This is a genomic window from Haladaptatus paucihalophilus DX253, assembly GCF_000376445.1.
GTDB classification, from domain to species: Archaea; Halobacteriota; Halobacteria; order Halobacteriales; family Haladaptataceae; genus Haladaptatus; species Haladaptatus paucihalophilus.
Genome location: NZ_AQXI01000001.1, coordinates 1,609,134 through 1,622,523 on the forward strand (window position 1 = coordinate 1,609,134; position 13,390 = coordinate 1,622,523).

The 13,390-nt window shown below is 63.7% G+C and carries 15 protein-coding genes; 6 read left to right on the forward strand and 9 right to left on the reverse strand.

Translation table 11 applies throughout. From position 1 onward, the window contains the following. Nucleotides 1-106: 106 nt before the first annotated feature. The 3 genes from B208_RS0109035 to B208_RS22965 all read right to left on the reverse strand — a co-directional run bounded on the left by B208_RS0109035 (nt 107) and on the right by B208_RS22965 (nt 3,323). Complete coding sequence (locus tag B208_RS0109035) at nt 107-2,041, reverse strand: AMP-dependent synthetase/ligase (RefSeq protein WP_026177790.1); 1,935 nt, start codon at nt 2,039-2,041, stop codon at nt 107-109. Between the two features lie 83 nt (nt 2,042-2,124). Further along, nucleotides 2,125-3,042, reverse strand: coding sequence for an MBL fold metallo-hydrolase (locus tag B208_RS0109040; RefSeq protein ID WP_007976608.1), 918 nt, complete (start codon nt 3,040-3,042; stop codon nt 2,125-2,127). A gap of 80 nt (nt 3,043-3,122) precedes the next feature. After that, on the reverse strand, nt 3,123-3,323 hold the full coding sequence (locus B208_RS22965) for a hypothetical protein (RefSeq protein ID WP_073096589.1): 201 nt from the start codon (nt 3,321-3,323) through the stop codon (nt 3,123-3,125). 652 nt (nt 3,324-3,975) lie between these two features. Here B208_RS22965 and serS point away from each other — a divergent pair. The 3 genes from serS to B208_RS0109055 all read left to right on the forward strand — a co-directional run bounded on the left by serS (nt 3,976) and on the right by B208_RS0109055 (nt 7,703). Beyond that, complete coding sequence (serS, locus tag B208_RS0109045) at nt 3,976-5,331, forward strand: serine--tRNA ligase (RefSeq protein ID WP_007976591.1); 1,356 nt, start codon at nt 3,976-3,978, stop codon at nt 5,329-5,331. A 75-nt stretch (nt 5,332-5,406) separates the two neighbouring features. Then, a complete protein-coding gene (locus B208_RS0109050; protein WP_007976589.1) occupies nt 5,407-6,825 on the forward strand; it encodes an FAD-dependent oxidoreductase in 1,419 nt (472 codons plus the stop codon). Nucleotides 6,826-6,977: 152 nt separating this feature from the next. Then, on the forward strand, nt 6,978-7,703 hold the full coding sequence (locus tag B208_RS0109055) for a helix-turn-helix domain-containing protein (protein WP_026177791.1): 726 nt from the start codon (nt 6,978-6,980) through the stop codon (nt 7,701-7,703). A 42-nt stretch (nt 7,704-7,745) separates the two neighbouring features. Here the strand turns inward: B208_RS0109055 and B208_RS0109060 are convergent, their stop codons facing one another. The 4 genes from B208_RS0109060 to B208_RS0109075 form a co-directional block, all read right to left on the reverse strand. After that, complete coding sequence (locus B208_RS0109060) at nt 7,746-8,213, reverse strand: hypothetical protein (protein ID WP_007976585.1); 468 nt, start codon at nt 8,211-8,213, stop codon at nt 7,746-7,748. Between the two features lies 1 nt (nt 8,214). Then, nucleotides 8,215-9,786: a sodium:solute symporter family transporter gene (locus tag B208_RS0109065; protein ID WP_007976583.1), complete on the reverse strand. Its 1,572-nt coding sequence runs from the start codon at nt 9,784-9,786 to the stop codon at nt 8,215-8,217. Beyond that, nucleotides 9,783-10,343, reverse strand: coding sequence for a hypothetical protein (locus tag B208_RS0109070; protein WP_232423765.1), 561 nt, complete (start codon nt 10,341-10,343; stop codon nt 9,783-9,785). Before B208_RS0109070 ends, B208_RS0109065 begins: the two co-directional genes overlap by 4 nt. A gap of 122 nt (nt 10,344-10,465) precedes the next feature. Beyond that, complete coding sequence (locus tag B208_RS0109075) at nt 10,466-10,792, reverse strand: nuclear transport factor 2 family protein (RefSeq protein ID WP_007976581.1); 327 nt, start codon at nt 10,790-10,792, stop codon at nt 10,466-10,468. A 264-nt stretch (nt 10,793-11,056) separates the two neighbouring features. On the opposite strand from B208_RS0109075, the gene B208_RS0109080 reads away from it, so the two are divergent. Both B208_RS0109080 and B208_RS23315 read left to right on the forward strand, forming a co-directional pair. Then, complete coding sequence (locus B208_RS0109080; RefSeq protein ID WP_007976580.1) at nt 11,057-11,560, forward strand: DUF367 family protein; 504 nt, start codon at nt 11,057-11,059, stop codon at nt 11,558-11,560. Nucleotides 11,561-11,611: 51 nt separating this feature from the next. Beyond that, nucleotides 11,612-11,761: a 50S ribosomal protein L40e gene (locus tag B208_RS23315; RefSeq protein WP_007976579.1), complete on the forward strand. Its 150-nt coding sequence runs from the start codon at nt 11,612-11,614 to the stop codon at nt 11,759-11,761. Between the two features lie 60 nt (nt 11,762-11,821). On the opposite strand, the gene B208_RS0109090 is transcribed toward B208_RS23315, so the two are convergent. Next, entirely contained in the window at nt 11,822-12,367 is a 546-nt protein-coding gene (locus B208_RS0109090; protein ID WP_007976578.1) for a GNAT family N-acetyltransferase, read from the reverse strand. A 96-nt stretch (nt 12,368-12,463) separates the two neighbouring features. Further along, a complete protein-coding gene (locus B208_RS0109095; RefSeq protein WP_007976576.1) occupies nt 12,464-13,129 on the reverse strand; it encodes an MBL fold metallo-hydrolase in 666 nt (221 codons plus the stop codon). Nucleotides 13,130-13,210: 81 nt separating this feature from the next. Here B208_RS0109095 and B208_RS0109100 point away from each other — a divergent pair, with 81 nt between their 5' ends. After that, nucleotides 13,211-13,390, forward strand: a complete 180-nt coding sequence (locus B208_RS0109100; RefSeq protein WP_007976574.1) for a DUF5786 family protein — start codon at nt 13,211-13,213, stop codon at nt 13,388-13,390.

A 13,390-nucleotide genomic window follows, 5' to 3' on the forward strand; every position in this document is an offset into this window, starting at 1 on the left:
CTGCAGCGGGAAAGGAGCCGAACTGGATTGCCAATCGTTTCGATTCTCGGCCGAAAAGTGGTCGTTTGTCAAGATTCTCTTCGAAAAGACCGGTTCGAGGTGAGATTCAGTCGACGTAGATGGCGTCGATGTCGTCGGCGAAGCGGTCGAGGATGTTGCGGCGTTTCTTCTTCATCGTCGGCGTGAGCAAGTCGTTGTCCTCGGTGAACTCGATGGGGACGAGCCTGAACTGCTTTATCCGCTCGTAGGACTCGAAGCGCTGATTGATGCGCTCGACTTCGGCTTCGACCCACTCGTACACTGTGTCGTCCCGGCACAGTTCGCGGTCGTCGTCGGGGAGTGAGAGCCCCTCGCGGGCGGCGCGCTCGCGGACCTCCTCGACGTTTGGGACGATGAGCGCGCTGACGAACTTCCGACCGTCGCCCATGACCAGACACTGCTCCACGATGTCGCTGGCGGCGAAGGCGTCCTCGATGGGGCCGGGCGCGACGTTCTTGCCGGTCGAGAGGACGAGCAGTTCCTTGGCGCGCTCGCGGAACGCGATGTACCCGTCGGGTCGGATTTCGACGATATCGCCGGTTCGGAACCAGCCGTCCTCGGTGAAGGCCTGTTCGGTCTCCTCCGGTTTGTTCCAGTAGCCGTCGGTGACGTTCGGACCCTTGACGAGGAGTTCGCCGACCTCGCCCGCCGCGTCCGAGAACTGCTCGCCGACGACGGAATCGTCGACCTTCACTTTTTCGTCCACGACAGGGTAGCCGATGGTCCCGATCTCCGGCGCTTCGGGCGGGTTGACCGAGATGACGGGCGACGTTTCGGTGAGTCCGTAGCCTTCGAGGATGGGCAGTCCCATCCCGTGATAGAGCGCGCACAAATCCGCCGAGAGACTGCCGCCGCCGCTGATGAAGAACTCGATGTTGCCGCCGAGTCCGTCCTTCACCTGGTCGAAGACGAGTTTGTCGGCGAGCAGTTTCTGCGCACGGAGGCCGACGCCCGGCGAGTCCACCTCGTGATACGCCTTGCCGACGTCCGTCGCCCACTCGAAGATGCGGCGTTTCAGGTCGCTCTCGTCGGCCTGTGACCGAATCGCGTCGTAAATTCGCTCGTAGACGCGCGGGACGCTGGTGCCGGTCGTCGGCCTGACTGCACGGAAATCGTCCTGTAACGTGTCGGGACTTTCAGCGTAGGCGACCGTCGCACCGGCCGCAAACATCATGAAGTGACCGGCGGTTCGCTCGAAGACGTGCGCGAGCGGGAGGAACGAGACGGTCTTCGAGTGCTGGTCGACGACCGGCACCTCCTTGTCGGGTCGGGGGCCGAACCGCCGATAACACTGGTTGACGTTCGACCGGAAGTTCCAGTGGGTAAGTCTCACGCCCTTCGGTTTGCCGGTCGTTCCGCTGGTGTAGATGAGCGTGGCGAGGTCGTCCAACTCGCGGGCGTCGATCCACGACTCGTACTCGTCGGCGTCGAAGACTGTCTCGCCGCGGTCGTGTACTTCGCCGAGCGTGTAGAGGTCGTCGCGGTCGTACTCCCGCGAGAGGGAGTCCATCACGACGATGAATTCGAGGTCGAGTGCGTCTTCCGCCTCGAACACGCGTTCCAGCAAGTTCTCGTTCTCGACGACGACGCCCGTCGCCTCGGGGTCGCCGAGGAGGTACTCGACTTGGGAGACGGACGAACTCCGATAGACGGTCGTCACGACCGCGCCCGCCGCGAGCAACGCGAAGTCGGTCTGTGCCCACTCCATCCGCGTGTCGGCGAAGATGCCGATTCTGTCGTCCGCTTCGACGCCGAGGTCGCGGAACCCGGCGGCGAGGTTGCGAACGATGTCGCGCATCGTCGCGTACGAGATGGACCGAAACTCGCCGTCCGGTGCCGCCGGAAGCGCGGTTTCGGTCAGCGAGCGACCGTAGACGCCGCCCTTGTACTGCTGTGCGGGACGATTTTGGTGTCGTTCGGCGCTGTCCTCGAACATACGGGCCAGCGTCGTCCGCTCGATGGCTGGGTCGGTAAACTCCTTCTCGGCGTCACGCCACTCCATACCAGTCACTTGCAAGTTCTCACCCATTAAGGTAGTGTAGAACGATGCGAAAGTTTACTCCAGTTGTTCGGGTTTCGAGCGCTTCACATGCCTTCGTGGGTGTCGAGATAGTGAAGAACGCCGCGGGTGTTCATCGCCGTTTCGGCGTGCGCCTTCGTCTCGCCCCAGATTTCGTCCATTTCACCCTCCTCGACGAAGTGCTCGATTATCTCCTCGTCGTCGTCCGCGGCCGCGCGCTGGGCGTCGACGGCCGCGACCCACTTCGAGAGGACTTCGCCGTACTCGTCCATCGCGTCCTCGGAGTACTCGCGCGGCCCGAAATGGGTGTAGAGGAGCGTCCCCGGCGCGAGGTCGCGGATTGTCTCCACGTCGTCCAGACACTGGTCCAAATCGAAGTCCGACGGCGGCGACGTCTCGCGGATTTCGCCGATGCTCGGCACCCAAATCCCCGCGGCGTCGGCGGTGAACACCGCGTCGTTCGCCGGGTCGTAGAACATCGTCTGGTGCGGCGCGTGCCCCGGCGCGTGGATGACGTCCAGTTCGTGACTGCCGCAGTCGATGGTGTCACCGTCCGTCACTTCCACGACGCGCTCCTCGGGGACGGGTTTCGGTTCGACGTAGAACTGCCACTGGTCGCCCACGGCCGCCTTCGTCCCCTTCACCAGATACTCGGGGTTCACGAGGTGGCGCGCGCCGATTTCGTGGACGTACACGTCCGCGTTCGGGCACTCCGCGGCCAGAAAGCCCGCGCCGCCCGCGTGGTCGAGGTGGACGTGCGTCGGCGCGATAACCGCCACGTCCTCCCGCGCGATATCCAACTCGGAGAGCGCGTCGAGGATTCGCTCGTAGTGGGTCCCGATGCCGGTTTCCACGATGGCCGGTCGGTCGGTGTCGAGGATGTACACCGCGCCGTAGGCCTCCGTGTCGTACATTCCGGTGTCGAGGTAGTACAGGTCCGAACAGTCCCCCATCGTGACTTCCCGTAGGTCGCCGATTGCCATACCGTACCTCGCGTGGGGAGACGGGAAAAACGATTCGCGTCACACGTGTTTCGTGATTCACCCGCGAGGAGTTCCCCGTTTCATCTCGGCTCGGTTCCGCTCGCGTTGGTTCCGCCTTCCGAGGGATTGCTGGCGGCACCCATACCCGCACCCGCACCGCCGGTGTCCCCACACCTCCCCGCCAGCGCGGCAGTGCGCTCGCCGTTCGCGGCGCTCACGTCTCGCGGATACGCGCTGGCGCACCCTGCCGGAATCGTAATCGGGCGAAACAACGAGGACATCCGACGTGCGCGATACCAACCGAACGACATCGGCGCGTGCGCCACCAACCCCGAGGACGCTTCGTCCGAGGGGTTGGTTGACTATCACGCGAGGGATGAGACTTGCGAGACGCGACGCGTCTCGCTGACCTGCGGCCGTGGCCCGCAGGTACCGCAACGGAGTTCTCGTGAGCGGAGCGAGCGAGAGCACGAAAGAGCGTGCTCTTTCGGAGTGAGGAACGGAATCGGTTGGGGAGGGTGTGGTTGATGCGGTGCTGTGGGGTCGCAGTGTCCGGGTGGACTGAAAGGGGCCACCCGCTCGCGTGCTTGCATGGTCGACTCGCCGACCCCTCTCGACGAGGCACGCGGTTTGTGCCGAGTCGATATGTTGGCGAGCGACCGCGATCGGGTGGGGGCTTTCGGGGACTTCTTATCGATGTCGTTGGGAGCGTTGGCCACGGGTTTTCCTCGTAGCGAGCGTGGCGGGGGCTTTCCGAGACTTCGTATCAGTGTTGAGAGCGTTAGCCACGGATTCTCCTCGACATCCCCTACCCGGTCGGTACGATTCAGAGACGCCCACCGACACCGTCCTCAGGTCCGATTACGAACAGTGTCACATCGTCTCGATATAGCGACACGGTTTTTTGCAGGCGTGCTGAAACCCGAGTCAGGAATGCTCGACAGGAAGTTTATCCGGGACCACCCGGACGAAGTTCGAGAGGGGCTCGAAAACCGAGGCGACGACGTAGATTTGGACGGCTTTCTCGATTTGGACGCCGAATGGCGCGAACTGAAGGCGCGCGGCGACGACCTTCGGCACGAACGAAACGAGGTCAGCCGGAGCATCGGCGAGCTGAAACAGGAAGGAAAAGAGGAGGAAGCACAGGCGGCCATCGAACGGTCGAGCGCGCTCAAAGAAGAGCTCGAAGAAGTCGAGACGAAGGCGAGCGAACTGGAGGAAGAGCTCGAAGAGCGGATGCTCGAAATCCCGAACGTGCCACACGAGAGCGTCCCGGTCGGCGCGGACGAGGGCGACAACGTGGAACAGCGGCGCGAGGGCTTCGACGACCTCCGAGACCTCCCGGCGGACGTGATTCCGCACTACGAACTCGGCGAGGAACTGGACATCATCGACGAGGAGCGGGCGGCGAAAACCACCGGCAGCGGCTTTTACTTCCTGAAGGGCGACGGCGCGCGACTGGAGCACGCCATCATGCAGTTCATGCTGGACGTCCACCGCGAGCAGGACTACGTGGACATCTTCCCTCCGATACCCATCAACAGCGACTCGATGACGGGAACGGGCCAACTGCCGAAGTTCGCGGAGGACGCCTACAAAATCGAGGGCGAAGACCTCTGGCTCTGCCCGACCGCGGAGGTGCCGGTGACGAACATGTACGCGGACGACATCCTCCTGCGCGACGACCTGCCGCTGAAACATCAGGCGTACACGCCGAACTTCCGGCGCGAGGCCGGTGAACACGGCACCGAAACCCGCGGTATCGTGCGCGTCCACCAGTTCAACAAGGTCGAGATGGTCAACTTCGTGGAACCCGAGGAGAGCTACGACCGCCTCGACATCCTGTTGGACGAGGCCGAGGAAGTCCTGCGCCGCCTCGAACTTCCGTACCGAGTCCTCGAACTCTGCACGGGCGACCTCGGGTTCAAGGCGACCAAGCAGATAGACCTCGAAGTGTGGGCACCCGGCGACGACTTGGACGACGGCCCGGAGGAAGGAGGCCGCTGGCTCGAAGTCTCGACCGCTTCGAACTTCGAGGACTTTCAGGCCCGTCGAGCGGGACTTCGCTACCGCCCCGAACGCCACGAATCGACGGAGTACCTGCACACGCTGAACGCCTCGGGGCTGGCGCTCCCCCGCGTCATGGTCGCCATTCTGGAGTACTACCAGAACGACGACGGCACGGTGACGATTCCCGAAGCCCTCCGGCCGTACATGGGCGGACAGGAAGTCATCGACGGTCACGAACCCGTCGGCGAGAGCGCGCTCGGGTCGGGCGAACGGGACTGAGGGAGTTTCGCTCCGCGAACCGTCTTGTTCAATTTGTGCAATACTGTTTTAATCGGTGACGACCAAGTGTAACGTATGGGACGAACGTTCGTCGTCGTCGGCGGTGATGCCGCGGGAATGAGTGCAGCGAGCAAGGCGAAACGGGACGACCCCGACCTCGAAGTCGTCGTCTTCGAGAAGGGCGAGTGGGTGTCCTACGGAGCCTGTGGGCTTCCGTACTACGTGAAGGGAGAAATCGAGTCGCTGGACGACCTCGTGACGCTCACGCCGGAGGAGTTCGCCGAACGTGGCATCGACCTCCGACAGCACCACGAAGTCGTCTCCATCGACCGGGAGGAACAGACGGTCACGGCCGTCCACGACGGAGAACGAGTCGAACAGTCCTACGACGACCTGCTCGTCGCCACCGGCGCGCGCGCCGTCGTCCCGCCCATCGAGGGCGCGGACCTCGACGGAGTGTTCACGCTCCACAGCATGAACTCGGCGGCGACCGTCAAGCGCGCGCTCTCCCCACCGGCGGCGGTGCCGGACGACGAGTTCCAAGAGGGGTACGGCGCACAGGTTCACGAATACCTCGCCGCGGCGAATCCGGATTCCGTGGGCATCATCGGCGGCGGCTACATCGGCCTGGAGATGGCGGAGGCGTTCGAGGCCCGCGATATGGACGTCCACGTCTTCGAGATGCTGCCGCACGTGCTCGCCCCGTTCGGGGAAGACGTCGCCGAGAAGGTCGAGGGCCACCTCGAATCGAACGGCGTCGGGGTCTCGCTGGACACGATGGTCGAGCGCATCGTCGGCGAGGACGGCCGCGTGACCGGCATCGAGGCCGACGGCGAGACGGTCCCAGTCGACGTGGTGCTGGTCGCAACCGGCGTCGCGCCGAACGCCGAACTCGCGGGGGAGAACGGCGTCGAACTGGGCGAGACGGGGGCCATCGCCACCGACGAGTACGGGCGGACGAACGACGAACACGTGTTCGCCGGGGGCGACTGCGCCGAAGCGCGCAACGCCGTGACGGGCGAACCGGACTACGTGCCGCTGGCGCTGACCGCGAACCGGGCGGGACGCGCCATCGGACAAACGGTCACGGGCACCCCGACGCCCGTCGGCGATATCGTCGGCACGGCGGTGGTGAAGGTGTTCGACCTCGAAGCCGCACGGACGGGAGTCATCGACCACGAGATAGCCGAAGCCGCCGGATACGACCCCGTATCGCAAGTCATCGAGCAGGGGTCGCGGGCGCACTACTACCCCGGCGGGTCGCCCATCACTGTCCGGTTGACCGCCGACCGGGAGTCCGGCCGCCTGCTCGGCGCGAGCATGGTCGGACGCGAGGGAGTCGCACAGCGCATCAACACGGTGGCGACCGCCCTCCACGCCGAGATGACCGTCGGTGAGGTCGAGTACCTCGACTTGGCGTACGCGCCGCCGTTCGGTCCCGTCTGGGACCCGGTGCTCACGGCCGCGAAGGTCCTCCACGGAAAACTCGACTGAAGTCCGGTTGGAATTCGACCGAGGGTCGTCCCTCGGTCGAACGAGGATCAATCGTTCTCACCCCCGTTTCCGGGCGGTACCTGACGGAACGGATTTACAATAGAGGGTTCAGTTTCCGATATTTATTTCCATAATGAACGATGAAATGGGATATGATTTCGGTAACAATGGACATGGTGCAGTATGACTGTCCATACATCGACGTGACGGACGAAACGGACGTCTCGTTTCACACCATGCATTGGGACTTCAACACCGCCCAGCGGAAGTTGGAGACGCGGATTCTCGTTCGCGGGGACGACCGGGGCGCGCTGACCAACGGTCTCGGCGCGTTGCAGGACCACGACCGGATGTTGGAGTTCGAACTCCTCTCGCGCCGCGGCGACACCGCGGTCATCAAGTCGTTCATCGGGCAGACGGACGCGATGCGGACGATTCGAAAGCACGACGGCTACATCACGGGGCCGTTTCAGATCAGCGACGGGAGCGAACGCTGGAACGTCGGATTCGACTCCGCCGACAACACCGACAACGCCCTCTCGGATTTGGAGAGGAACAACGACTTCCGCGTCGAGAGCCGAAACGCCACGTCGTTCGAGGAGTACCTCGACGTCATCCAGCACCTCGGCGCGGCGAAAAACGTCCTCGACGGCTGTCGGGAACTGTCGGAGACGGAGCGCGAAACGCTCCGCAAAGCCGTCGATGGAGGGTACTTCCGAACGCCGCGGGACGCGGACCTCGGAACGTTGGCCGAGGAGTTCGACGTTTCGAAGACGGCGGCGTCGAACAACCTCCGACGGGCGGAGGCAAAGGTGCTCGAACGCGTCGTCTCGTCGTTCCCCGAAATCGAATCAGAAGAGCTGTTGACACACGAATAGGCGGGCGGAGAGTCGAATCGGGAGCGAAAACAGAAACCGAAATCAGAACAACCCGGCGGATTCGACGTCGATATCGACGTGCGAGAGTCGGGAGTCGTTTTCGAGCGCCTCCACATCTGCGACCTGCGGGTCCCGCGATTTTGTCGCCGAAAGCTCGAATTCGTCGGCGTCGCCGTCGGTCCACGAAACCGTCAGTTTCGCCCGCCGGAACAGGGTTCCCTCCCGAAGGCGAATCGACCGAACCGAATCGAGCGGAACCGCGAAGTTGCGGTCGCTGAACGACAGGGCACGGTCGGCCGTGGCGTCCGAAACCTCCTTCCGGCCGCGTTCGCCCGTGTCCGCGCGCAGCAGCATGGATTTGAACGACTCGCCGACGAAACACCAGACGAGTCGCTCGTCCGTGACGAGCAGTTCCCAGTACTCCATCGACGTGGGGCGCTGGCGGAACCACCCGGAGAGGTGGGCGATTCGCGTTTCGTCCTCGCCGTCTCGTGTCTCGGTCATGCTCATTCTATCCCTCCAAGAGGATGGCGATGTCCTCCGGAACCGTCTGTCGCTCCTGCGTCACCAGCGAGACGCCGATGAAGAGCGCGATTGCGACGAGGAGCGCCACCGTCCCGACCGGGAACGAACCGGGGAACGGGTACAGGCCCGAGACGGCCTCGCTGAGTCCGGCGAATCCCGCGGTCTCCGCGATTCGCGGCACCGCGCTGTAGAACAGGTTGACGCCCAACCCGCCGAGGAGCGCGGCGATAGCGCCCTCCTTCGTCGCCCCCTTCCAGTTCAGGCCGAGGGCCGCGATGGCGAAGAACGCCGCTGCGAAAAAGCCCCAACCGATGGTTCCGAGGATGCCGACCAAAGTCTGCGAGTAGAAGACGATGAGCGTCGAGGCGATGGTTAAGCCCGCCAGCGCGGCCTGTGTCACGCGAAGTTCGGTCTTGTCGTCTTCGATGGGGCGGCCGAGCGCGCGAGGGATGTCACGGGACACCGCCGCCGCGCCGATGTTGAGGAACGAGTCGCTGGTGCTCATGATGGCCGCGAGCAGGGCCGCGAGGATGAGTCCGGCCACGACGCCGGGTGTGTGTTCGAGGACGAAAACCGGCCCGACGACCGACGCGCTCTTCGGGGCCGCCGTCTGGCCCGCCTCGACCATGGCGCGCATCGACAGACCCGTCGAGAAGGCGAGGAGGCTCGAAATCGCGTACGTCGCCGCCGCGATTGGCGCGCCCCAGCGCAGGATTTTGAGGTTGCGGCTCATGTAGAACTTGGTGATGAGGTGTGGCTGTCCCGCCGCGCCGACGGAGAACAGAATCCACCAGCCGAGCGCCGTGAAGATGGTCGCCGCGGGCGCACCCATCGCGCCGAACGGCGAGACGAACGCCGGGTCGGCGGTGGCGAGGTTGCGCGAAATCGACCCCATGCCGCCGCCGAACGACAGCGCGAAGGCGAAGACGAAGAGGGAACCGACGATCATCGTGATGGCCTGCACGAAGTCCGTCCAAACGCCCGCTATCATGCCGCCGAGCATGCTGTAGAGCAGGAGGATGAACGCGCCGATGAGCAGGCCCCACATAACCGGCAGGCCGAATATCGCCCGCATGACGTACTGGAGCGCGGCGAGGTTCGTCGCCAGATAGGCCATGACGCCGACGATGACGGCGACGGCGGTGAGGCCGCGAACCCACGCGCTCTCGTATCTGACGTACATTCCGTCGGCGAGCGTCATCACGTCGCGGATGTCGGCGAGCAGGCGCATCCGCTTCGCCAGCAGCACCCACGTGATGACGAATCCGAGCGGCGCGGTGAAGAAAATCCACAGCGCCGTCGTTCCGAACGAGTAGACGAGTTCGGGACCGCCGACGAAGCCGAACCCGGACTGGATGACCGAGAACGCCGTCAGCGCGAGCACCCACGTGCCGATGCTCTTGCCGGTGATGAGGAAGTCCGCGGTGCTCTCGGTCTGCATGTAGCCCCAGACGCCGATTGCCAACACGATCAGCAGATAGGCACCACCGAACAGCAGGACGTACGGGCTATCCGTCACCGGAATTTCCTGTAGGGGGGCGAACGGAACGGGACTCATCGTCGGTCACCTCCGTCCGTTTGCGGCGACTTGCCGCCGGGGTCAGCACCACCGGATTCGCCGCCGTCGGGTTCCGTTCTGGCGACGGACAGCGGAAGCTGTTTGCGTCCCTGTACCCGCCGCACGTCGTCCATGAGGTCGTCAACAACGTCGTCGCTGCCGATGTCCGGGAAGACGAGGGCGTAGTAGACCGCGCCGAGTATCGGGAGCAACCAGAGGAAGACGAAGTACGCCAACGTGGAAACCGGCAGGCCGAGGACGTACGTGTAGTCGGTCACGCCGGGATGCCACTGCAGCCAGATTATGCTGAACCCGGCCACGAAAACCGCGGCCAGTCCGACCAGCAACCACGTGTAGGGGGCGAGATTCAGTTCGCCGTCGTTCCGTTCGACGGCCGCGGCCGCGAAGTTCGCCACGATGAACAGCGCGGCGCAGTACGAAAACAGCCGATACGCCCCGGTCGCCGCGGCGAGCAACAGTGCGACGGCCAGTACGGCTATCGTGCCCATGACTTTGTTCCGCGTGCCTCGATTCGCCGACGTTCGTGAAGATGCCATCAACTGTGCACCAAGGTACCAAATGTCGAAAAACGGCGGGTTGATATGTAAAGAATGTTCGAGCGCTGATTTTTCGTCGGTCGGGGGAGATTATTTCTGCGGATCTCGAAACGGGGGGACGGCTACCGCGTCCGCGTCCGAATCCGTGCGATTCGGCCGTCCACGACGGTGAAGTCGTCCTCGAAGGCGAACATCTCCTCGCCGTCGGCGTCGAGCAGGTGACCTTCGGCGACGGTCGCTTCCTCGTTCTCCTCGACCCGCGAGAGTTCGTGACTCGTCTCCTTGTTCGGGCGGTCGTCGCGCATGAACGAGACGAGGGTGTCGCGTCCCTCGATGGTCCGGTCGGGTCGCTCGTGTACCACGTCCGGGGTGAACAACCCGGCGAACGTCTCGTAGTCGTGTGCGTCGATGGAATCGTAGTACGCCCGAACGACCGCTTCGGAGTCCATACGCGGGACAACGCGGACGACCCTCTTTATCCCCTCGGCAGGAGCTATTGAGTTCTCGATAGTCCGCGGGATGAATTTGAGGCCACAATAGCGGTCATATAAACGGCTATGTTGTCCCAGCGAACTCGTACATTCGCCGGTGGAATCCGGTACGCCAGTACGACAGAGGAACTGTTTCCATACGGCTCCGCTCCGCACAGCACCGCACCCCCGGCGGGGCCTTCTTCGCGCCACTTTTTACCGAGCCACGCCAAGCGTTCGGCAGTGAACCTCCACGTCCGGTACGAGGGTGACGACGACCCGAAGAAGTGTACGGCGCGGAAGCTCGCGCGGTTCGACCTCGCCGAACTCCACCGCACGACCCGAGCGACGCCGTACGGCATCGTCCTCAATCCGCACGCGGAGCAGGCGCTGTCGCCCGCCGACCGCGCCGAAACCGACACCCTCGTCGCCCTCGATTGTTCGTGGGAGAGCGCGGAACGGGCGTTGTTCGAGATGCCCGGCGTCCACCGAGCGTTGCCGTTCCTCGTCGCCGCGAACCCCGTCAACTACGGCAAGCCGTTTCGGTTGAACACCGTGGAGGCGTTCGCGGCGGGACTCTGTATCCTCGGGGAGCGCGACCAAGCGGAAGAGATACTCTCGAAGTTCCGCTGGGGGGAGACGTTCCTCGAACTGAACGCGGAACCGCTCCGCCGCTACGCCGACTGTGCCGATTCGACCGACGTCGTGGCGGTACAACAGGAGTATCTGGACGCTGGCGAGGAGTAACGGCGGGGCGACTCAAAAACGTTTAAACGCGCGCGGAAGAAAACGCACGGTATGGCCAGTTTCGACGCAGCAGAGAAACGAACGCTCGAAAAGATGATTTGCATGCGCTGTAACGCGCGCAACCCGCAGCGAGCGGAGAAGTGCCGCAAGTGCGGCTACAGCAAGCTTCGTCCGAAGAGCAAGGAACCGCGCAGCGCATAATCGGGTCGCCGATTTTTCGTTCGAATCGCAACCGAGAGCCGCGCGTTTCTCCGCGTCCCGCTATTCGTCTTCCCCGAACCATTCGTCTTCGAGGACGGCGTAGCGCTCGACGTTTACGTATTCGCCGTCGAGGAACTCGGCTTCGACGTGTGTCGCCTCGTGGCGGAAACCGAGTTTTTCCCAGATGCGAGCGGACCCGACGTTGCCTTCGAAGACGCGGGCGAAGATTCGGTGGTGGCGGCGCTCGCGGAACCCGAAGTCGGTGATGAGCCGACTGGCCTCCGTACCGTAGCCCTCGCCCCAGAACTCCTCGGCGAGCGAGATACCGATTTCGGCGTTCACGCCCGTCGAGTCGTGCGGGTGGAGGCTGATGGTCCCCATCGCTTCGCCGTCGCGGCAGATGAGCAGGTGCGTGTGGTCGCTGTCGGCGTCCGAGGCGCGCTCCTCGTACCACTCTCGTTCCTGTTCGCCGTTGATGGGCGAGCGACTGCCGAGGAATCGGCGGACGTCTGGATCGTTTATCGTTTCCTGCAGGAAGTCCAAGTCGTCCGCTTCGACCGTCCTGAGTTCGATTCGGTCGCCGCGTAGAAAAACGGGTCCGGGCATGAAAGAGAGAGGTTCGACCGAGGAGAAAAGCGTGTTCGATGCGTGCTACCACACGGCGCAGAGCGTCTCGCTATCCGGCGACACGGAGTGTCTCGCTCACTCGGGATACTTCGGTTCGCGTTTCTCCGCCCGCTCCAGTGCGGTTTCGATGACGTCGCGCACGTCGCCGGAACTGTCCTGCCGTTCCGACTGACTCCCGGGAGAATGGCCCCCTGGACCGTCGCCGTGGAATTCGTCGCCGTGTCCGGCGTACATGTGTTCGACCGAATCCGGCATGCGGTCGAGGAGGTCGCGGATGCTCTCGATGAGCTCCTCGCGGGACTGCCCCGGCATGTCGGTTCGTCCGAAACTGCCGTCGTCGAACGCGCCGTCGTCGTGGACCACGACGTCGCCGCTGAAGATGGTCGAATCGCTGACGAACGCGAGGTGGTCGTCCGCGTGGCCGGGCGTGTGCACGGCCTCGAACTCCTCGTCGCCGATACGAACCGTATCGCCGTCGGAGAGGGGCGTATCGCGACGAGGGTGCGGGGCGTAGGCGGCGAGTTCCGCGTCGAATTCGTCCAACACGGCGTCGAGTTGTTCGACGTGGTCGCCGTGCTGGTGAGTGAGGACGACCGCATCGAGCGTGTCGGTGTGTTCGCGGATGACGTCCACGACGCCATCCATCGCCCCGGCGTCGACGAGGACGGTGCGCTCGCCGAGCACGAGATACGCGTTGCAGGTGAACGTCTCGGCGTCGGCGGTGACGGTGACGACTTGCATATCGGGTCGTTTTGCCCCATCTACCAAAATTCTGATGGGCGGCGAGCGTTTTTAGTGCTCGAAGTGCATACTAACTATCGTATGGGCTTCGGGAGCTACGACGAATCAGAACAAGAAAATCGGGAGTATAGCGCGGACTTGGACGACGACAGCGGTGTCGAAACGTCGGAGCACGACCACGAAGGCAGCGTAGATTTCGAGATTGGGGCATCGAACGACGAGCTGTTGGACCGACTCAGCGAAATCAAAGACGAAGAGTAG